This window comes from Streptomyces sp. NPDC050703 (assembly GCF_040654435.1).
GTDB lineage: Bacteria > Actinomycetota > Actinomycetes > Streptomycetales > Streptomycetaceae > Streptomyces.
Genome location: NZ_JBFAHX010000013.1, coordinates 1 through 19,623, shown reverse-complemented (window position 1 = coordinate 19,623; position 19,623 = coordinate 1). Strand labels below are relative to the sequence as shown.

Annotated in this window: 20 protein-coding genes, 1 tRNA gene and 1 pseudogene; 17 read left to right on the top strand and 5 right to left on the bottom strand. The window is 71.3% G+C overall.

Annotation, left to right across the window (positions count from 1 at the left end):
* Positions 1 to 12: 12 nt before the first annotated feature.
* From AB0I16_RS14685 to AB0I16_RS14655, 7 genes are all read left to right on the top strand, one after another.
* Positions 13 to 690, top strand: coding sequence for a potassium-transporting ATPase subunit C (locus AB0I16_RS14685; RefSeq protein ID WP_363249737.1), 678 nt, complete (start codon positions 13 to 15; stop codon positions 688 to 690).
* Positions 691 to 1,067: 377 nt separating this feature from the next.
* Positions 1,068 to 1,277: a hypothetical protein gene (locus AB0I16_RS14680; RefSeq protein WP_363249736.1), complete on the top strand. Its 210-nt coding sequence runs from the start codon at positions 1,068 to 1,070 to the stop codon at positions 1,275 to 1,277.
* Complete coding sequence (locus AB0I16_RS14675; RefSeq protein ID WP_363249735.1) at positions 1,261 to 1,785, top strand: DUF6879 family protein; 525 nt, start codon at positions 1,261 to 1,263, stop codon at positions 1,783 to 1,785. Before AB0I16_RS14680 ends, AB0I16_RS14675 begins: the two co-directional genes overlap by 17 nt.
* Entirely contained in the window at positions 1,775 to 2,608 is an 834-nt protein-coding gene (locus AB0I16_RS14670; RefSeq protein ID WP_363249734.1) for a helix-turn-helix transcriptional regulator, read from the top strand. The genes AB0I16_RS14675 and AB0I16_RS14670 overlap by 11 nt, the downstream gene beginning before the upstream one ends.
* 62 nt (positions 2,609 to 2,670) lie before the next feature.
* Positions 2,671 to 2,985 carry a hypothetical protein gene (locus AB0I16_RS14665; RefSeq protein WP_363249733.1) on the top strand — a complete coding sequence of 105 codons (315 nt, stop codon included), beginning with the start codon at positions 2,671 to 2,673 and terminating at the stop codon, positions 2,983 to 2,985.
* A 38-nt stretch (positions 2,986 to 3,023) separates the two neighbouring features.
* Positions 3,024 to 3,254 (top strand): DUF397 domain-containing protein, encoded by a 231-nt coding sequence (locus AB0I16_RS14660; RefSeq protein ID WP_249589528.1) that lies wholly within the window; start codon positions 3,024 to 3,026, stop codon positions 3,252 to 3,254.
* 94 nt (positions 3,255 to 3,348) lie between these two features.
* Complete coding sequence (locus AB0I16_RS14655) at positions 3,349 to 3,822, top strand: hypothetical protein (protein ID WP_363249732.1); 474 nt, start codon at positions 3,349 to 3,351, stop codon at positions 3,820 to 3,822.
* A 771-nt stretch (positions 3,823 to 4,593) separates the two neighbouring features.
* Here the strand turns inward: AB0I16_RS14655 and AB0I16_RS14650 are convergent.
* Positions 4,594 to 4,681 (bottom strand) — tRNA-Leu (locus tag AB0I16_RS14650).
* Positions 4,682 to 4,851: 170 nt separating this feature from the next.
* Here AB0I16_RS14650 and AB0I16_RS14645 point away from each other — a divergent pair.
* The 3 genes from AB0I16_RS14645 (at position 4,852) to AB0I16_RS14635 (ending at position 7,609) form a co-directional block, all read left to right on the top strand.
* Positions 4,852 to 6,195: a M20/M25/M40 family metallo-hydrolase gene (locus tag AB0I16_RS14645; protein WP_363249731.1), complete on the top strand. Its 1,344-nt coding sequence runs from the start codon at positions 4,852 to 4,854 to the stop codon at positions 6,193 to 6,195.
* A 190-nt stretch (positions 6,196 to 6,385) separates the two neighbouring features.
* A complete protein-coding gene (gene chpH / locus AB0I16_RS14640; protein ID WP_363249730.1) occupies positions 6,386 to 6,619 on the top strand; it encodes a chaplin ChpH in 234 nt (77 codons plus the stop codon).
* Between the two features lie 141 nt (positions 6,620 to 6,760).
* Complete coding sequence (locus AB0I16_RS14635; RefSeq protein WP_363249729.1) at positions 6,761 to 7,609, top strand: chaplin; 849 nt, start codon at positions 6,761 to 6,763, stop codon at positions 7,607 to 7,609.
* Positions 7,610 to 7,811: 202 nt separating this feature from the next.
* On the opposite strand, the gene AB0I16_RS14630 is transcribed toward AB0I16_RS14635, so the two are convergent.
* The gene (locus tag AB0I16_RS14630; protein WP_062772273.1) at positions 7,812 to 8,000 is read right to left on the bottom strand and encodes a DUF5703 family protein; all 189 of its coding nucleotides are present in this window, start codon (positions 7,998 to 8,000) and stop codon (positions 7,812 to 7,814) included.
* A 47-nt stretch (positions 8,001 to 8,047) separates the two neighbouring features.
* Here AB0I16_RS14630 and AB0I16_RS14625 point away from each other — a divergent pair.
* A pseudogene (locus AB0I16_RS14625) lies at positions 8,048 to 8,665 on the top strand (hypothetical protein); the annotation flags it as partial.
* Positions 8,666 to 9,125: 460 nt separating this feature from the next.
* Here the strand turns inward: AB0I16_RS14625 and AB0I16_RS14620 are convergent.
* Both AB0I16_RS14620 and AB0I16_RS14615 read right to left on the bottom strand, forming a co-directional pair.
* Positions 9,126 to 11,402 (bottom strand): AAA family ATPase, encoded by a 2,277-nt coding sequence (locus AB0I16_RS14620; protein ID WP_363249728.1) that lies wholly within the window; start codon positions 11,400 to 11,402, stop codon positions 9,126 to 9,128.
* A complete protein-coding gene (locus tag AB0I16_RS14615; RefSeq protein ID WP_363249727.1) occupies positions 11,399 to 12,379 on the bottom strand; it encodes an aldo/keto reductase in 981 nt (326 codons plus the stop codon). Before AB0I16_RS14615 ends, AB0I16_RS14620 begins: the two co-directional genes overlap by 4 nt.
* A gap of 247 nt (positions 12,380 to 12,626) precedes the next feature.
* On the opposite strand from AB0I16_RS14615, the gene AB0I16_RS14610 reads away from it, so the two are divergent.
* Together AB0I16_RS14610 and AB0I16_RS14605 are read left to right on the top strand one after the other, a co-directional pair.
* On the top strand, positions 12,627 to 13,682 hold the full coding sequence (locus AB0I16_RS14610) for an LLM class F420-dependent oxidoreductase (protein ID WP_363249726.1): 1,056 nt from the start codon (positions 12,627 to 12,629) through the stop codon (positions 13,680 to 13,682).
* 279 nt (positions 13,683 to 13,961) lie between these two features.
* Complete coding sequence (locus AB0I16_RS14605; RefSeq protein ID WP_363249725.1) at positions 13,962 to 14,747, top strand: ferritin-like domain-containing protein; 786 nt, start codon at positions 13,962 to 13,964, stop codon at positions 14,745 to 14,747.
* Between the two features lie 24 nt (positions 14,748 to 14,771).
* Here AB0I16_RS14605 and corA read toward each other — a convergent pair whose 3' ends face one another.
* Positions 14,772 to 15,770, bottom strand: coding sequence for a magnesium/cobalt transporter CorA (gene corA, locus AB0I16_RS14600; RefSeq protein ID WP_363249724.1), 999 nt, complete (start codon positions 15,768 to 15,770; stop codon positions 14,772 to 14,774).
* A 151-nt stretch (positions 15,771 to 15,921) separates the two neighbouring features.
* Here corA and AB0I16_RS14595 point away from each other — a divergent pair, with 151 nt between their 5' ends.
* The 4 genes from AB0I16_RS14595 to mshC all read left to right on the top strand — a co-directional run bounded on the left by AB0I16_RS14595 (position 15,922) and on the right by mshC (position 19,515).
* Positions 15,922 to 16,608, top strand: coding sequence for a histidine phosphatase family protein (locus AB0I16_RS14595; protein ID WP_363249723.1), 687 nt, complete (start codon positions 15,922 to 15,924; stop codon positions 16,606 to 16,608).
* 133 nt (positions 16,609 to 16,741) lie between these two features.
* The gene (locus tag AB0I16_RS14590) at positions 16,742 to 17,332 is read left to right on the top strand and encodes a DUF3090 domain-containing protein (RefSeq protein WP_363249722.1); all 591 of its coding nucleotides are present in this window, start codon (positions 16,742 to 16,744) and stop codon (positions 17,330 to 17,332) included.
* Positions 17,296 to 18,117, top strand: coding sequence for an SCO1664 family protein (locus AB0I16_RS14585; RefSeq protein WP_363249721.1), 822 nt, complete (start codon positions 17,296 to 17,298; stop codon positions 18,115 to 18,117). Before AB0I16_RS14590 ends, AB0I16_RS14585 begins: the two co-directional genes overlap by 37 nt.
* Positions 18,118 to 18,285: 168 nt before the next feature.
* A complete protein-coding gene (gene mshC, locus AB0I16_RS14580; RefSeq protein ID WP_363249720.1) occupies positions 18,286 to 19,515 on the top strand; it encodes a cysteine--1-D-myo-inosityl 2-amino-2-deoxy-alpha-D-glucopyranoside ligase in 1,230 nt (409 codons plus the stop codon).
* The last annotated feature ends 108 nt before the right edge of the window (positions 19,516 to 19,623 follow it).

Sequence of the window (19,623 nt, the reverse complement as noted above, 5' to 3'; positions counted from 1 at the left end):
TGCTGAGTCACCATGAACAACTCCGCAGCGAACACCGCACGGCTGCTCGGGGCGGGCGCCCGCGCCCTGCTCGCCCTCACCCTCCTGTGCGGCGTCCTCTACCCCCTCGCGGTCACCGGCGTCGCCCAGGTCTTCCTGAGCGACGAGGCCAACGGCTCGGAGGTACGGGCGGACGGCCGGACCGTCGGCTCCGCCCTCATCGGGCAGCGCTACGACCTGCCGCCGCGCAAGGGGCAGGAGACGGCGGCACCCGACCTCCGATGGTTCCAGCCGCGCCCCTCGAACGGCCTGGGCGCGAACAGCGTGAACACCCGGTACGAACTCCTCGTCTCCGGCGCCACGAACCTGGCGGGCGACAGCGAGGAACTGATCGAGCAGGTGAGGGCGGCCAAGGCGGCCGTGATCAAGGACAACTCCACCCCGGGCCACGAGCCGAGCCCCGCGGAGATCCCCGCCGACGCGGTCACCTCCTCCGGCTCGGGCCTCGACCCGCACATCTCCCCGGCGTACGCGGACCTCCAGGCCAGGCGGGTGGCGGCACGCAACCACGTGCCCGTCGCCCGGGTCGAGCAGCTGGTCGACGCACACACCGAGGGCCGGACACTCGGCTTCATCGGCGAGCCGCGCGTGAACGTACTCGAACTGAACGTCGCGCTGAAGGCACTGGTCGCGGCGGACGGCAGGGACTGAGGAGCGGGCGGAAACGGCGAAGGCCCCAGTTCTGGGAACTGGGGCCTTCGGCTGGTGTCCGAGGGGGGACTTGAACTCTCCACTCGGGCACCAGCACATTACTAAGCTGACCTGCGAAAACGTACCCGACACGCCGCAGTCTTGACCAGTTCCGTTGGTCATGCGTTCCCCCTGTTTCGGGCTGTTTCGGACCGCTGTTGGTCATGCGTTGGTCACGTGACCATCCCGGGCGGAGCGGGTACCTTCACTCCTTCTCCCATGATCGTCTACCCGACAACGCGAATATCCGCGATGTGCCATGGACCAGGCAGACGCATCCGACCTACCGTCCTCTTGGCGCCAGGGACCGCCCCGCCCCTGCGGCGAAGGAGGGCACGATGGCACGCGAGGAACTGACCCGTCTCACTGGCCAGGCCGGAGGACCCGAGTGCGACGACGACGATTGCCCCAACGTCTACCGGACCAAGAACGGTTCATTCGTTATCCAGGGGGATGTATCTGACGCGTTCACCGCACCCGCAGGTGAGGCCCTGGTGGAGATCCCGGAGCACGTTCTGAGGGAGGCTGTCCGTGCTCTTGGATGGTGAGGAGTGGCGTAGGTTCTTCGACGCCTTCGAGCGCGAAGCGTGGCGTTTCGAGGCGCAGCCCACCTACACCATGCCCAAGGAGCAGGAGAACGTCGCCCGCTTCCTGCGGGATGGGAGCAAGCCCGACGACCATAATGCTCGCTGGCATGAACGGGTACGTGGATACGTCGAGTCCGGCAAGCGCATCGGTCGCGTGCGCATCGTGCGCCAGCCGCTCACCGATTACCAGCGGTACCAATTCGCGTGGGGAATCCCCGGCAACATCGCGGCCGGGGAAGACATCCGCGTCTTGGATGTGACGCAAGAGGACTACGGTTTGCCGCTCTCCGGGCGTGACTGGTGGATGTTCGACGAAATCCGCATCGCACACCTGAATTTCCGACCGGACGGTACCCAGATCAATCGCGAGGCGTACGAGGGGGACCCCGCTCCCTATCGGGAGTGGAAGCGAATCGCTCTAGAACACGCAGTGCCTTTCGAGGAGTACGTGAAGGGCCTTGACGTTTGATCCTGGGCAGCTAGGACAGTCGAAGGCTGACCTAGCGGAAACGCTCCGCACGATGCGCAGGCGATCCAGCCGTACACAGGTTTGGCTCGCCCAGCGCTGCAACATGTCTCAAACCAAGCTCAGCAACATCGAGACCGGTCGAATTACACCGGGACTTGTCGACGTTGAGTTGATTCTTAGAGCGCTCGACGCACCTCCGGAGATGGTGGCAGAAGTGGCCACCCTTGCGCGGCTCGCCAATACGGAGTGGCAGGGTAAGCGGGCATCGTGGCGTCGGGGGCTGGAAAAGCGGCAGTCGGAATTGGCGGGCCTCGAAGCGGAAGCCGTGACGCTCCGGTACTTCTTGCCCGCGATGGTGACAGGGCTCCTGGCCACACCTGAGTACATCAGGGCGAGCCTGGGCCACTCACCAGTGGACGTCTCCAAGACAGTCGCGAAGAAGCTGGACCGGCAAGCGGTCCTCTATGACAACAGGAAGCGGTTCACTTTCCTGTTAACGGAGCAGGCCGTCAGGTGGGCAGTGGTCCCCAGCGCCGCGATGGCCGTACAGATTGACCGCCTTGTCTCGCTATCTCATCTCCCTAACGTGCGGATTGGCGTGATCCCGTTGGGATCGGCCATCGGGCGTGGCCCGATGAATACCTTCACGGTTTACGACCAACGCCTGGCGACTGTCGAGACGTTCACGGGGCGCATAGTTTTCCAGGACGCTCGGGACATCGCAGAACACCTCGAAGTGTTCGGCTTGTACGAGCGTCATGCGCTGTTCGATGAAGATGCCAGAGAGCTACTCGGAAATTGGGCCACCTCCTACCGTTCATGATCGTCTACCCCGCAACGCGAATATTGCTGGAGGATCGGTGCTGACGGTCCGAGGATGTACTCATGCCGACCGAACCGAAGAACCAGAGACAGAAGGCTCCGCAGGGTTGGCGGATGGACCCAATCCCAAGTCGTCCGGCATACCAGGATGATGATGGGAACATTCGCGTCCCTATGTGGCTGACGAAGAACGGTCGGTATATGGCAGACACGGAAATGATTCTGCTCCCGTCAGAGGCGGCCTTACTGGCCGACAACCTGACCAACGCGATGCGCGACAACTCCCGGTCGATACTGCACGAGATCTTCCGGGAGAGCGCAACGGCTCTTGGCCCGGGTGTCGTGTTCGTGTCGAAGTCGGATCAGTACCAGCTCTGAGTCTGCCCCCAGCACTGATCTCACAGGAAGGCACACCCATGCCCGGAACCGACCTGTACAGCCTGCCCATCGACGGCGCCACGTTCCTCAAGGCGTGCGGGGGCAACACCCACCCCGACGGCGAGTCCTGCGCCACGCTGGCGAAGATCGGCCCCAACGCGTGGGCGTTGGGCGACAGCAAGCGGCCCGGTGCGGAGCCGTTGCGCTTCACCACCGAGGAACTGAACGCGGCCGGTATCGACCCGGCCCGCTTCGGCCTGTCCGCCTGACGGCCATCCCTGACGCCCAACCGGCCCTGGCGCACCCCCGAGAGGCAGGGCCGGTTGGGCGTTCCTCCTCTTCCTGCTCTGAACGGGACGACAGTTGCACCACCACGGCTACCTGTGGACCGGCTCCAAGCAACGGTTCGATGACGAGGCGCTGAGACGGCCTCCGCACCCTGATCCACCACCGGCCGACAAGCCGGATCTGATCCAGCGGTACAGGGAAGTGAAGGCGGAGTTTCCGACCGTGGACCTGCCGCCGCTGGAAACGGCCCACTGGCTGATCAAGCCCGCGAAGCTCGTGCGCGGCACCTGGGAGGAGCCGAAGGAAGCGGCGGAATGGCTCGGGCAACGACTGGCCGAGTACGCGCCCCGGTTCTCCTGCGAGTCGGACCGCGACAGTACGCGGCTGGCGCTGCTGGTCTACTCCGCTGCCGAACGGCTGGGTTGGGGTGGAGACGTGTCCCACGGCTTCTACCTGGAGAGACCCGCAATTCTGTCCGTAGCTCTGGTGACGTGCTCCCCGAACCGCGCCGCACCGGACCTTGCCTGCCCGACCGCTGTCCACACCTGATCAGGGGAGCACACCACGATGCCCCGTTCGATCCTGCGGTATACGAAGCACCGGATCACTCAGCAGCCGGATGTGGATACCGGTCGAGCGGGGCATGCCCGGTTCCGACGCCTGTGCACATCGGTCGCCCTGGTCGAACGAGCGGAGTAGGGGGGCGAAGCAACACAACAGCCCCGGCCAGAAACGGGCCGGGGCTGTTGTGTTGGTTGGTTGGAGCAGTGCCAGAAAGGGGTTGGCGTCGAGCGGTTCCGGGCGCTTCGGTTCGGGCGCGGGCTTCGGAGCCCCCTTGGCGGCCGGTCGGTAGGCGTCCATCTGCACATCCGTGGCACGGCTTCTCTCACTCTCTGGAGCGGCCGGCATCGGCTGTGGAGTCGAAACCAGCTGCTCTGCGTGAACGGGAGTGTCATCACGGAGCGTGAAAACGGTGGCCGGTCGGCCGGTCTTTCCCCCGGTCCGTGATGGTCTCGGAGCACTCGGAGGCCGCGAGACACGCCGCTACTGGAAGGGTCTGTTCCGCTGTTCGCTCCACATAGACCGACTGGCTCTCGGGCAGAGTCTCACCCAGGATGCGGGCATATCGGGCCTGTGACGGCGGCCTGTCGCATCACTGCCTTCGGGACGCTCCGCTGTGGACGGTCTACGCCGCCACCGGAGTGCGGCGCAGTGAGGCCCTGGGTATGAAGTGGTCCCTCATTAACTGGTCCGACACCACTGGTTGGTCACGCCGCACCCCAGAAAAGCAGAAAACCCCTGATGAACAGGGGTCTCAGCTGGTGTCCGAGGGGGGACTTGAACCCCCACGCCCGATAAAGGGCACTAGCACCTCAAGCTAGCGCGTCTGCCATTCCGCCACCCGGACAAGGTGTCTGTCTTCGCGGGGTGTCTCCCGCGGCGACACAGAGAATATTACCAGGCTTCCGAGGGTGGCCGATCACCCCCGCCGCCGCTGTGAACCGCTGATGACGACACCCGCCCGGCCTTGGGCCCGGAGCCCGGGAGAGAGAGGATGAGGGGGACCACCAGCAGCGAATGCGGGAGGAGCCCAGCGTGAGCGGGTCCAGCACGGGCAAGGCCGTCACCGGTGAGGACGAGGTCGTCGACCTCTGTCGCGAACTGATCCAGATCGATACGAGCAACTACGGCGACCACTCGGGCCCGGGTGAGCGCAAGGCCGCGGAGTACGTCGCGGAGAAGCTCGCCGAGGTCGGTCTCGAACCGCAGATCTTCGAGTCCCACCCCGGCAGGGCCTCCACGGTGGCGCGCATCGAGGGCGAGGACCCGTCGCGGCCCGCGCTGCTCATCCACGGCCACACCGACGTCGTGCCGGCCAACGCCGCGGACTGGACGCACCACCCCTTCTCCGGGGAGATCGCGGACGGCTGCGTGTGGGGCCGGGGCGCCGTCGACATGAAGGACATGGACGCGATGACCCTCGCGGTCGTCCGCGACCGGATGCGCAGCGGCCGCAAGCCCCCGCGCGACATCGTCCTCGCCTTCCTCGCGGACGAGGAGGCGGGCGGCACGTACGGCGCCCGGCACCTCGTCGACAACCACCCCGGCCTCTTCGAGGGGTGCACGGAGGCGATCAGCGAGGTCGGCGGCTTCTCCTTCACCGTCAACGAGAACCTGCGGCTCTACCTCGTCGAGACGGCCCAGAAGGGCATGCACTGGATGAAGCTGACCGTGGACGGCACCGCGGGCCACGGTTCGATGATCCACAAGGACAACGCGATCACCGAGCTGTCCGAGGCCGTCGGACGCCTCGGGCGGCACAAGTTCCCGGTGCGGGTCACCAAGACCCTGCGGCACTTCCTCGACGAGCTCGGCGACGCCCTCGGCACCGAGCTCGACCCGGAGAACATGGACGAGACGCTCGCCAGGCTCGGCGGCATCGCCAAGCTCATCGGCGCCTCGCTGCAGAACACCGCCAACCCGACCCAGCTCGGCGCCGGGTACAAGGTGAACGTGATCCCCGGGCAGGCCACCGCGCACGTCGACGGCCGCTACCTGCCGGGGTACGAGGAGGAGTTCCTCGCCGACCTGGACCGGCTCCTCGGCCCGAACGTGCGCCGCGAGGACGTGCACGCCGACAAGGCCCTGGAGACCACGTTCGACGGCGCGCTCGTCGACGCCATGCAGACCGCCCTGCGGGCGGAGGACCCGATCGCGCGCGCCGTGCCGTACATGCTCTCCGCGGGTACGGACGCCAAGTCCTTCGACGACCTCGGCATCCGCGGCTTCGGGTTCGCGCCGCTGAAGCTGCCGCCGGAGCTGGACTTCGCGGGCATGTTCCACGGCGTCGACGAGCGGGTTCCGGTGGACGGCCTGAAGTTCGGGGTCCGGGTGCTCGACCGGTTCATCGACGCCTCCTGACGCTTTTCGGCCGCGAATGGGTCCGCGACGGCGTGATTAGGCGCTTAAACGACTCTCCAATAATCGCGTGCCCGTACGTACTTGACTGAAAAGAGTGAAAGAGGTCATCTGCTCGTAGCCCCGCACCATCCTCCTCGTTACAGGTGATGCAGTCCGCGGCTTGGACTGCGTTTGCCTACGAGGAGGAATAATGATCAAGAAGATCGTCGCCGCTGCGGCTGCCACTGGTGGCCTCGTGCTCGCGGGTGCGGGCATCGCCACCGCCGACTCCGGTGCCCAGGGCGCCGCTGTGCAGTCCCCGGGTGTGCTCTCGGGCAATGTCGTTCAGGTTCCCGTTCACGTGCCGGTGAACGCCTGCGGCAACACGGTCTCCGTGATCGGAGTGCTGAACCCCGCCTTCGGCAACGTCTGCGTCAACAAGTGATGTTGTCGCACCCCATCGCCCCTTGAGGGTCTGAGTCCATCGGCCCCGGAGCGCGTGCCATGCGCTCCGGGGCCGATGGGCTTACGCGTACGGACGAACACGCCCGTACGTTCTCCAGAAGGCAAAAGGCAGGGAACAGCTATGCGACAGGTCACACGCAAAGGCCTGACCATTGTGGCCGCGGCGACCGGCGTGCTCGCCGCGACCGGGGGTTACGCACACGCCGACGCGGGCGCCGGCGGGAGCAGTTCGAATTCGCCCGGAGTTCTGTCGGGCAATTCCGTGCAGATTCCCGTTGACGCCCCGGTCAACGTCTGCGGCAACACCGTGAATGTCGTCGGGGCGCTCAACCCCGCCGCGGGCAACGCCTGCGTCAACCACGGGGGCAAGGACGCGCACAAGCCCTCCGGCGGCTCCGACGCGCACGGTCACACCGGCGGCTCGCCCGGCGTCGGCTCCGGCAACCACGTGCAGCTCCCCGTGGACGCGCCGGTCAACGTCTGCGGCAACACCGTCACCATCGGCGGGCTCGCCAACCCCGCGAGCGGCAACGACTGCGCCAACGAGTCCGACGGGCCCTCGAAGCCGCCCGGCAACGAGCACCCGCCGACCGAGCCCGAGCAGCCGGGTGAGCCCGAGCAGCCGGGTGAGCCCGGTGAGCCGGAAGAACCCGGCAACCCCGGTGAGCCGGAAGAACCCGGCAATCCCGGTGAGCCGGAAGAGCCCGGTAATCCCGGCAACCCCGGTGAGCCCGAGAACCCGGTCGACCAGACCCCTCCGAACCACCCGGGCACGCAGGTCGTCACCCCGCCCAAGGGCGGCTCACAGCTCACGGAGTCCGGCGACGGCGCCCGTGTGACGAACCCCGGCCGCGCCAAGGAGCTCGCGGAGACCGGCAGCTCGCTGCCGCTCGGCCTCACGCTGCCGGTGAGCGCGGGCGCGCTGCTCGCGGGCACCGTCCTGTACCGCAGGTCGCGGGTGGCCGCCTGAGCCGTGGCCCGGCCGGGCCCGCGGGCTCGTGACGGAGCGAGTGCGGCCGGGCACGGCGGAACGGAGCGGGTCCCGCAGCCGCGGGTCCGCTCCGTTTCCGCCGTTCTCCGGCCGTTCTCTCCGGCGATTTTCCGTTGTTCCGTACCGCTGGTCCCGGCTCAGCCCGTGCCGTACGAGGGCATGGGGGCACGGGGGCACGGGGTCACCAGGTCGCCCGCAGCTGGCGGATGATCCGTCGCTTCAGCCGCACCCTGCGGCTGCCGTCGCGGTGCAGACTCAGGCGGTCCAACTCCCACAGCCCGTACTCCGCGTGGTCCGTCAGCAGGCGTGTGGCTTCCTTGCGGGTGACCCCGCGCGGCACATACACGTCGACAAATTCGTATTCCGGCATCGCATCTATTGTGCGGGCACGGGCCCGGTACGGATAGCGTCTGCACTATGTCTGATGCTGCGCAGCCATCCGCTGCCGAGGTACGTGCCGCCGCCGAGGCGGTCAAGACCGCGCTCGACCGCCACCTGGCCGCGGTCGAACGCAGGTCGGGCGAGGACGATCCGGCCGTGTACGAGGCGTTCAACGAACTCGCCGCGGCGGCCGAGGAGTACGACGAACTCCTCTACGACCGCCATGACGAGGTCACCCCCTTCGAGATCCCCGCCGCGGAGGACGCGCTGCCGCCCTACCGGGGCCCGGAGGAGGCGAACGCCCTCAGCGTCCTGATCCGCCGCGACTACGCCGTGGCGGAACCCCAGCGGCTGCTCGCCCAGGCCCAGCGGGTCTCCGACCTCGACGCGGGCGGGCCGGGGGGCGGTGGTCCCGCCGACACCGTGCACGGGGCGCTCGGCGTCCTCTTCGGGGAGTTCGAACCGGACGAGATCGCCTCGCGGCACAAGGAGTTCGGCCTTGAGGAGGGCGACTCCACGCTCTGGGTGACCGCGGCGGACAGCGCCGCGGAGCCGGGGGAGTGGCTGAGCGCCCCCTTCGACCAGGCGGACCCGCACCGGGTGATCTGCCGCTTCGACGTCAGCGCGGTCTTCGACGACGAACTGGACGACGACGCGCTCGACGGCCCCCACCCGGACCTCGACCTCGACCCGGACGTCGACCCCGACGTCGACCCGGACGTGGCGGTGCCGATCGACGAGATCGACGAGATCGACGAGATCGATGAGGTCGACGAGCACGATGAGAGCGGCGCGTACGACGAGGGTGACGCGCACGACGAGGGTGACGAGGCGGGTGGCCCCGGCGGTCCGGGTGGCCCGGACGGTGCCGCGGGGCCCGGAGACGGCCGCCGGACCCGCAGGGCCGGACTCTGACGGCCGGCCGGGGCTCGGCCGCGGCCGGGGCACGGGCGTGCCGCGGCCCGGCCGCCGGCAGCGCGTGGCCGGAGGCGGAAGCACGCCCGCCGCGGTCGGATGCCCGCCGCAGCCGGATCAATGAAGCGCGCCGCTCCCGGCGAGGAGCGGCGCGCTTCCGGGTGCCCGGAGGTGCGGGCGGGCACCGCCGGGCCCCGGGTCAGGGCGTCGCTGTCGGCACCTGGGGGCGCAGCAGCGTCTGGAGGCGGGTCGTGCGGTCCTTCCACAGGCGCTCCGCCACCGCGCGCGGCAGCTCCCGCTCGACGCCCTGGACGACCGACAGGTGCCGCTCCGCGCGGCTGAACGCCGTGTAGACCCACGGCCGCGTGAGTGACCGCCCCGCGTCGCCGGGCAGCACCACGACCGCCGCGGGCCAGCGCAGCCCGGCCGCCTGGTGGGCCGTGAGCGCCCAGGCGTGCCGCACCTCGCGCTCCACCCGCTCCTTGGCCACGACGACGGGGGCGCCGTCACACTCCAGGTGCAGCCCCTCCGCGTCGGCGCGCACGACACGGCCCGGCGTCGCGCGCCCGGGGGCCGGGACGTGGACGACCCTGTCCCCGGGGTCGAAGCCGCCGAAGCGGCCGGGGCCGGGGTTCAGCCGCTCCTTCAGCGCGGCGTTGAGCGCGCGGGTGCCCGCGGCGCCGCCGTGGCCCGGCGTGATGACCTGGGTCTGCTCGGCGGGCACTCCGATCGCCCGGGGCACCGAGTCCGCGACGAGCTGCACGGTGCGGTGGATCGCCTCGGCGGCGTCGCGCACCGGGACGAGCACGACCTCCTTGCCGGGGGTCGCCACCTCGTTCAGCTCGCCGATGCCGATGCCCGACGTCAGCTCGCCGATGGGGCCGGGATCGGGGGTGCGGGAGACGATCTGCGGGCAGCAGCGCGCGGAGACGAGGTCCGCGAAGACCCGTCCGGGGCCAGCGGACCACAGCACCCCGGGGTCCCCGGCCAGCACCAGGCGGGCACCGTCCGGCAGCGACTCCACGAGCATCGCGGCGCTCTCCACGTCCAGTTGCGGGGCGTCGAGCACCACCAGGAGATCCAGGGCGAGGGCGCCGTCCGCGTCCCGGCCCGGCCCCTGCTCCCCGGAGAGGAGACCCGCCACCGTCACGGCGGCGTCCTCCAGGCCCGTCGCGCGCGCCAGGCGGCGTCTGCCGTCGCTGCTGTGGGCGGCGGCGCACACCCGCAGGCCGAGCGCCGACGCGGCCTCGACCAGGGCGGCCGGTTCGGCGCGCGCGGCCTCGCCGCCGGAGTGCAGCACCAGGCCGTGCCCGGCGACGGCCCGGATCAGCTCGGCGGTGGAGCCCGACGCCTCGGCGGCGGCCGACTCCCACGCCGCCGCGTCCGGCCCCGGGCCGTCCTCCTTCGGCAGGGAGTTGATCACCCGGGCCAGCCCGTCGGCGAGGCTCTCCTCCGCGAGGGCGCACCGCTCCAGGCCGATCAGGACGCGGACCGGCCGCTCCTGCTCCGCGTCCGCGGCGTCGTCCCCGGTGGCCCCGGCGTCCGGGCGCGGGACCGGTGCCTCGGCCGGGTCGAGGGCGTCCTGGAAGGCCAGGGCGTCGCCCTCCGCGAGGGCGCTCTGCACCGCCGCGTCCGGATCGGGCACCGCGCGCTGCCCGAGCGCGGCGGTCAGCGCCGCCACGTCGAGCGCGGTGTGTCCCGCGACGGCCGCCTGCTCCAGGAGCCAGACGGTGATCGCACGGCCCCTGCGCTCGTCGTCGGGCCGGCACTCGGCGCCGAGCAGGGCCCTGGCGAACCCGTCGGCCTGCTCGGGCCGCACGCCGGTGACCCGCAGCAGCTGCCACGGGTCGGCGCGCAGCCGCTCGTCCGCGTCCTCGCCGAGCACGGCCGCGGCAGGGCCGGCGAGGGCGTCCGGCGCGCCCCCCTCGGTGAGCACGGCACGCACCGCGTCGACGCTGCGGCCGGAGGGCGCCGCCGACGGCCGCGGCGGGCGGACCGGCTCCGCGGCGGGGGCCGGCGCAGGGCGGCGCGGGGCGGGCTCGGGCTCGCTGAACGCGCGGGCCAGGGGCTTCTCGCCGCTCTCCACGGCGCGCACCGCCGCCAGCAGGTCGGCCGCCGGGCCGCTCAGCTTCGTCCCGGCCTCGATCGGCCCCTCCTTGGAGGCCTTGCGCTGCTCGATCCGCTCCCGCAGCTCCCGCTGTGCCGCGAGCTCGGCCTCGGCCTCCGACAGCTCGGTCTTCGCTGCCGCGTCCCCGGCGGTCCCGTCGGCCGCGCTCTCCCCGGTGGTCCCGTCGTCCGCGCTCTCCCCGGTGGTCCCGTCGTCCGCGCTCTCGCCGGCGGTCTCGGCGGCGTCGTCGTCGGCGGCCCCCTCACCGCCCTCGGCCACGTCGCCGGCGGTCTCCTCGGTGCCGGGCGGCTCCGCCTGCTCCGCGGCAGCGGCCCCGGGGTCCTCCGCGGCAGCGGGTTCCGTACTCACAGCGTGCTCCAGTCGTGATCGGGATAGCGGTGCACGGGCGCCGACACGTCGTCGAGCGCCCGGCAGATCTCGTCAGGAAGACTAAGGCTCTCCACTGACAACGCGGCCGTGAGCTGCTGCGCGTGACGCGCGCCGACGATCGGGGCCGTGACCCCGGGGCGGTCCCGCACCCAGGCCAGGGCAACCTGGAGGGGGCTCGTGGCGAGCCCGTCGGCGGCCGTGGCGACCGCGTCGACGATGCGGGCCGCCGCGTCGTCCAGGTACGGCGCGACGAACGGCGCCATGTGGTCGGAGCCGCCACGTGAGTCGGCCGGGGTAGCGCGGCGGTACTTCCCGGTGAGCACGCCCCGGCCGAGCGGCGACGCGGGCAGCAGGCCCACGCCGAGGTCGATGGCGGCGGGCAGCACCTCGCGCTCCACGCCGCGCTGCAACAGGGAGTACTCCATCTGGGTGCCCGCGATGCGGGTGCGGGCGCCCGGCACGGCGAGCTGCCACGTCGCGGCCTTGGCGAGCTGCCAGCCGCAGAAGTTCGAGACGCCCGCGTAGCGTGCGCGCCCGCTGCTGACCGCGATGTCCAGCGCCTGCAGGGTCTCCTCGATCGGAGTGCCCGGATCGAAGGCGTGGACCTGCCAGAGATCCACGTGATCGGTGCCGAGGCGGGCGAGCGAGGCGTCGAGTGCGGCGAGCAGGTGGCCCCGCGAGCCGTCGAAGCGCCGCTCCGGGTCCGGCACGCTGCCCGCCTTGGTGGCGATGACCAGGTCGCGCCGGGGCACCAGCCGCTCGATCAGCCGTCCGAGCAGATACTCGGCCTCGCCGTCGCCGTACACGTCCGCGGTGTCGACCAGGGTGCCGCCCGCCTCCCAGAACACCTTCAGAAGGTCGGCGGCGTCGCTCTCGTCGGTGTGCCCCCAGGTGAGGGTGCCGAGTCCGATCCGGGACACGCGCAGGCCGGTCCGGCCGAGATGCCTCTGCTCCATGGGCACGGAGATTACTCACCGGGCCCCGCCCGTGGGCCGGCCTGTGGACAAACCGGCGCCTGTGGAGAACCCCGTCACCCGGCCCCCGCCACCCGCCCCTGCCACGCGGCCCTTCCCCCGCCCGGCCCCTCGCCCAGCCCCTCCCGGCCCCCGACCGCCCCGCCGCCCCTGACGGATCGGGCGCCCGCGCGCTACAGTCCCCGGCACAGAGACGTTACTCACGAGTACAGCGGTTAGGGGATCGGCCATGCAGCTCGGCATCAACCTCGGTTACTGGGGCGGCGGGATGGACGCGGACAACCTCGCGGTCGCCAGGGAGGCCGACAGGCTCGGCTACGCGGTCTGCTGGGCCGCCGAGGCGTACGGCTCGGACGCCGCGACCGTGCTCTCCTGGGTGGCGGCGCAGACCGAGCGCATCGACGTGGGCTCCGCCATCTTCCAGATCCCGGCCCGCCAGCCCGCGATGACCGCGATGACGGCGGCCACCCTGGACGCGCTCTCCGGGGGCCGCTTCCGCCTCGGCCTCGGCGTCTCGGGGCCGCAGGTCTCCGAGGGCTGGTACGGCGTGAAGTTCGACAAGCCGCTGGCACGCACGCGTGAGTACGTCGAGATCGTCCGCAAGGCCATGTCCCGCGAGCGTCTCACCCACGAGGGTGAGCACTGGACGCTCCCGTTGCCCGAAGGACCCGGCAAGCCCATCAAGCTGACCGTGCACCCCCAGCGCGAGCACATCCCGCTGTACATCGCGGCGATCGGCCCGAAGAACCTGGAGCAGACCGGCGAGATCGCCGACGGCGCCCTGCTGATCTTCCCGGCGGCCGAGCACCTGGAGGAGACCGCGCTGCGGCATCTGCGCGCCGGCCGCGAGAAGGCGGGCAAGACGATGGAGGGCTTCGACGTCGTCCCGACGCTGCCGCTGGCCCTCGGCGACGACGCGCGGGTCGGTGAACTCGCGGACACGTTCCGGCCGTACACCGCCCTGTACGTCGGCGGCATGGGCAGCCGCAAGCAGAACTTCTACAACCAGCTCGCGCGGCGCATGGGGTACGAGAAGGAGGCCGCCGAGATCCAGGACAAGTACCTGGCGGGCGACAAGGACGGTGCCGCGGCGGCCGTGCCCCAGGAGCTCATCGACTCCACGACGCTGCTCGGCTCGGTGGACCGCATCGCCGACCGGATGCGGGCCTACGCCGACGCCGGCGTCACCACGCTCACGCTGTCGCCCGCGGGCTTCACCCTGGACGAGCGGATCGCGGCGCTGCGGGCGGGCGCGGAGGCCGCGGAGCGGGCCGGACTGGCGTAACCGCACGGCGTCATGGCACGGCGTAACCGCGTGGCGTTATCGCATGGCGTGATCGCGAGGAGAGAGGTTTCCGCGGCCGTGGTGGGGGCTCGGGGGGTCTTCCCCGCCACGGCCGTCACCCGGAACAACGCCGGACGGGGCCCGCGGTTACGGCCGTCGGCCCCGTCCGCCGCCCCGTTCGGCCGACCCGGCCCGTACGACCTGTTGCCCGACCGTGTTCCGCGCATTTGACTGTTTTCTCCGCGGACGTCCACGCCCGGGGTCATGGAGGTGCCAGTGATGCTTTCGGCCAGGAGTGTCTTCGAGGAGATCCTCGCCGACGACGACGCGTTCCGGCTCTTCTGCTCGATCGCCGCCAGCGGCGAGAGCCAGGGCGGCTGGGAGAACGGCCGGATCGCCGCGCTCGTCCCCGAGGCCGAGAGCGCGCTCGCGCCCAAGATCAGCAGGCACGGCGCCGACGAGGACAAGCACGGCAGGATCTTCCGCGCGCTGCTGAGGAAGCGCGGCCTGGGCCCCGTCGCCGTACCCCCGGAGACGGACTACACGATGATCCTGGAGCGGCACGGCATCGGCCTCGCGCACGACAGGCTGAAGGCCGAGCAGCCGCTCGCGGTGGAGGACGTCGTCACGTACCTCGCGCACAGCAGGGTCACCGAACAGCGTGCGTCCGAGCAGATGCGGCTGCTCATGGAGCACTTCGGCGACCACCCCGACGTCGGCCGCGCGGTCCGCGTGATCTCGGCCGACGAGGACAACCACCTCGCCTACTGCCACGAGGAGCTGCTGCGGCTCGCCGCCGCCGGGCACGGCCGCGCGATCCACCGGACCCTGCGCGCGTGCGCGCTCGCCGAGATCCGCGTCCACCGCGGGGTGAGCCTCGCCGTGCTGGACCACATGGGGCGCGTCCTGGGCTGGCCCGCCGCCAAGCGGAGGGTGCTCGCCGCGGGAATCCACGCCGTGTACGCGTACGAGCGCGCCGTCGGCTGGCGGCGGATGGTCTCGCTGGCCCCGCCGGAGCGGCGTGACGCCCTGGGCGGCCCCGCGGCGGCGGCCGAGTTCGCCTGACGCCGTCCGCGCCGCCCGGCACGGTCACAGCCAGCCGCGGCGCTTGAAGAGGCGGTAGAGGGCCACTTCGAGGACGACCATCAGGGCGATCACGGCCGGGTAGGCCCACACCCAGTGCAGCTCGGGCATGTGGTCGAAGTTCATGCCGTAGATGCCGGCGATCATCGTGGGGACCGCGGCCATGGCCGCCCACGCCGAGATCTTGCGCATGTCGTCGTTCTGCCGCACGCTCATCTGCGCGAGATGGGCGGACAGGATGTCCGAGACCAGCCGGTCAAGCCCCTCCACGGACTCGTTCACGCGCGTCAGGTGGTCGTTGACGTCCCGGAAGAAGGGCTGCGCCGTCTCGTCCACGAACGGCACCGAGGGGCCGAAGGGGCCCGCTCCGGAGAGCCGGGCCACCGGTAGCGCCAGCGGCCCGGTGGCCCTGCGGAACTCCAGGATCTGCCGCTTGAAGCCGTAGATCCTCGACGCGGTGTGGCGCGAGCCCCCGTCGTCCGGCGAGAAGACCTCCGCCTCCAGCTCCTCCAGGTCGGCCTGAAGTTCGTCGGCCACCTCCAGGTAGTGGTCGACGGAGGCGTCGGCGATGGAGTACAGGACCGAGGTCGGGCCGTGCCTGAGCACCTCGGGCTCGGCCTCCAGGCGGTGGCGCACGGCACCGAGGGGAGCGCCCTCGCCGTGGCGGACGGTCACCACGAACGAGTCGCCCACGAAGACCATGACCTCGCCGGAGGAGACGGTGTCGCTGTCCGGCTCGTAGACGACCGGCTTCAGGACCATGAACAGCGAGTCGTCGTACACCTCCAGCTTCGGCCGCTGATGGGCCTTGAGCGCGTCCTCCACGGCCAGCGGATGCAGCCCGAACTCCTCGCTCACCTTGTCGAACTCCGCCTCCGTCGGCTCGTGCAGGCCGATCCAGACGAACGCGTCACCCGTGGCGCGCGCCTCGTCGAGGGCGTCGGAGAAGTCCGGGGGGCCCTCGCTGCGGCGGCCCTCGCGGTAGATGGCACAGTCGACGATCATGCAATGCAGCCTTCCCGGCCACCCCGGACCTCTCACCCCCCGATTCACGCCCGGACGAGGGTGAGCACACCCCGGAGCGGCGTGAGCACGCCCCGGACGCCGGCGAGTGCACCGCGGACGGGGGTTTGACCGCAGGACCTAGGCTGTCCGTATGCCCACGCTGATCCTCGTCCGGCACGGACGCTCCACCGCCAACACCGCGGGCCTGCTCGCCGGGTGGACCCCCGGTGTGGCCCTCGACGAGCGCGGCGCCGCGCAGGCCGCCGCCCTGCCGGACCGGCTCGCCCCCGTGCCCCTCGCCGAGGTCGTCACGAGCCCCCTGCAGCGCTGCCGGGAGACCGTCGCGCCGCTGCTCGCCGCCCGCCCCGGCCTGCGGGCGCACACCGAGGAGCGCATCGGGGAGTGCCACTACGGCGACTGGTCGGGCCGCAAGCTCGCCGAGCTGTCGGGCGAGCCCCTGATGGAGGTCGTCCAGCAGCACCCCTCGGCCGCCGCCTTCCCGGGCGGCGAGTCCATGCGGGCCATGCAGACCAGGGCGGCCGAGGCGGTGCGCGAGTGGAACGCGCGCGTGGAGCGCGACCACGGCGAGGACGCCACGTATCTGATGTGCTCGCACGGGGACGTCATCAAGTCCCTCGTCGCGGACGCCATCGGGCTGCACCTGGATCTGTTCCAGCGCATCTCGGTGGAGCCCTGTTCCGTCACCGTCATCCGGTACACGCGGTTGCGCCCGTTCCTCGTGCGCCTCGGGGACACCGGTGACTTCGCCTCGCTCGCCCCCCGGCAGGAGCCGCCGGGAAGCGACGCGACGGTCGGGGGCGGTGCGGGCGCACCGTGATCGTCGCCCGCAGTAGGGTGAAGCGGTTGCAGCGGGTCACCTGACCCGCTCGGCCGGGTCCCCGACCCACCGCCCGCCGCGCCGGAACCGTCGCGGCACCCGTACCCCGCAGTCGATCCCATGGAGACAGGTCGTGTCCCGTCAGGTGTTCCTCTACGACCCCCCGGAGCGTTTCGTCGCGGGAACGGTCGGGTTGCCGGGACGGCGCACGTTCTTCCTGCAGGCATCGGCGGGCGTCAGGGTGACCAGCGTCGCCCTGGAGAAGACCCAGGTCGCCGCGTTGGCCGAGCGCATGGAAGAGCTGCTCGACGAGGTCGTGCGCCGCAGCGGAGGCAACGCCCCCGTGCCGGCCGTCGCGCCCACCGAGGTCGTCGACAGCGCCCCGCTCGACTCGCCGGTCGAGGAGGAGTTCCGGGTCGGCACCATGGCCCTCGCCTGGGACGGCGAGCAGGAGCGGATGATCGTCGAGGCGCAGGCGCTCGTCGAGCTGGACGCCGACTCCGAGGACGATCTCGCGGAAGCCGAGGAAAGGCTTCTGCAGGACGAGGAGAACGGTCCTCCGATGCTCCGCGTCCGGCTCACCGGGGCCCAGGCCCGCGCCTTCGCCAAGCGGGCCCTCGACGTCGTGAACGCGGGCCGCCCGCCGTGCCCGCTCTGCAGCCTCCCGCTCGACCCGGAAGGACACGTATGCCCGCGTCAGAACGGATACCGGCGGGGCGCGTGACCGCCGACCCCGTCGCGCTCCTCACCCACGGGGAGCTCACCGTGCGCGGGCAGATCCGCGAGGCCTCGAACGCGGTGCTGTACTGCACGGTCGCCCACGAGGGCGCGGAGGCCGCCTGCGTCTACAAGCCGGTCGCAGGGGAGCGCCCCCTGTGGGACTTCCCCGACGGCACGCTCGCCCGGCGCGAGGTCGCCGCGTACGAGGTGTCGCGGGCCACCGGCTGGGACCTCGTACCGCCCACCGTGCTGCGCGACGGGCCCTACGGAGAGGGCATGTGCCAGCTCTGGATCGAGGCGTCGGGGGACGAGGGGCTGCTCGCCCTGGTCGACGGCGACGAGCCGGAGGCCGGCTGGAAGGCGGTCGGCCGCGCCCAGGTGGACGAGGACCGCACCGCGCTGCTCGTGCACGCCGACGACGCCAGGCTGCGGCGGCTCGCGGTGCTCGACGCCGTGATCAACAACGGTGACCGCAAGGGCGGCCACCTCCTGACCGCCGGCGGCCGGCTCTACGGCATCGACCACGGCGTCACCTTCAACGCCGACGACAAGCTGCGGACGCTCCTGTGGGGGTGGGCGGGCGAACCCCTGACCGACGAGGCCACCGAGGTCCTGCGGGGCCTCAAGGACGCGCTCAAGGAAGGCGCCGACCTCGCCGAACGGCTCTCCACGCTCATCACCGCCGCGGAGACCGGGGCGCTGCGCGCGCGGGTGGCGGCGCTGCTGGAATCCGGGCGCCATCCGGAGCCGTCGGGGGAGTGGCCCGCGATCCCGTGGCCGCCGGTCTGAGGGCCGCGAGCCCGAGGTCACGGGTCCGGGGCCGCGAGCCCCGGGCCGCGGGTCCGGGGCCGCCGGTGCCGGGCCGCGCGGGCCGCCGGACGGGGCGGTTCTCGGCCGAGTACCCGATTCCTTGATCCCCACTCGTATACGGATGCTCCGTCCGGTTAGGCTCAAGGCATGCATGCCTGGCCCGCTTCTGAGGTCCCCGTCCTTCCTGGCAAGGGCCGCGACCTCCGGATCCACGACACCGCGACCGGTGGACTCGTCACCCTCGACCCCGGTCCCGTCGCCCGTATCTACGTCTGCGGCATCACTCCGTACGACGCGACCCACATGGGTCACGCGGCGACCTACAACGCGTTCGACCTCGTGCAGCGCGTGTGGCTCGACACCAAGCGGCAGGTTCACTACGTCCAGAACGTGACCGACGTGGACGACCCGCTCCTGGAACGCGCCAACCGCGACGGAAAGGACTGGGTCGAGCTCGCCGAGGGCGAGACCGCCCTGTTCCGTGAGGACATGACCGCGCTGCGGCTGCTGCCGCCGCAGCACTACATCGGAGCCGTCGAGGCGATACCCGGCATCGTGCCGCTCGTCGAACGGCTCAGGGACATCGGCGCCGCCTACGAACTCCAGGGCGACGTCTACTTCTCCGTGGAGTCCGACAGCCACTTCGGGGAGGTGTCCGGGCTCGACGCCGCCGCCATGAAGCTGCTCTCCGCCGAGCGCGGCGGCGACCCCGAGCGCCCCGGCAAGAAGAACCCGCTCGACCCGATGCTCTGGATGGCCGCCCGCGAGGGCGAGCCGAGCTGGGACGGCGGCAGCCTGGGCCGCGGGCGCCCCGGCTGGCACATCGAGTGCGTGGCCATCGCCCTTGACCACCTCGGCATGGGCTTCGACGTGCAGGGCGGCGGATCGGACCTCGCCTTCCCGCACCACGAGATGGGCGCCTCGCACGCGCAGGCCCTGACCGGCGAGTACCCCTTCGCCAAGGCGTACGTGCACGCCGGCATGGTCGGCCTGGACGGCGCCAAGATGTCCAAGTCCAAGGGCAACCTCGTCTTCGTCTCGAAGCTGCGGTACGCCGGGGTCGACCCGGCCGCCATCCGCCTCGCCCTGCTCTCGCACCACTACCGCGCGGACTGGGAGTGGACGGACGCGGTCCTCGACGAGGCCGTCGAACGGCTCGGACGGTGGCGCGCCGCCGTCTCGCGCCCCGACGGGCCGCCCGCCGAGGCGCTCGTCGAGGAGCTGCGCGAGGCCCTCGCCGACGACCTGGACTCACCGACGGCGCTGGCCGCCGTGGACCGCTGGGCCGCCGCGCAGGCCGCGTCGGGCGGTACGGACGAGGGCGCCCCCGGGATCGTCTCTCGGGCCGTCGACGCGCTGCTCGGAGTGGCCCTGTAGCCGTTCTGCCGAAGTACGGAGGGGCGGCACCCGCGCGGCGGACGCCGTCGGGAAGCTCGCGCGGAACTCCGCCTCCGACATGCCCGCCGTGTTGGCGACGGCGTACGG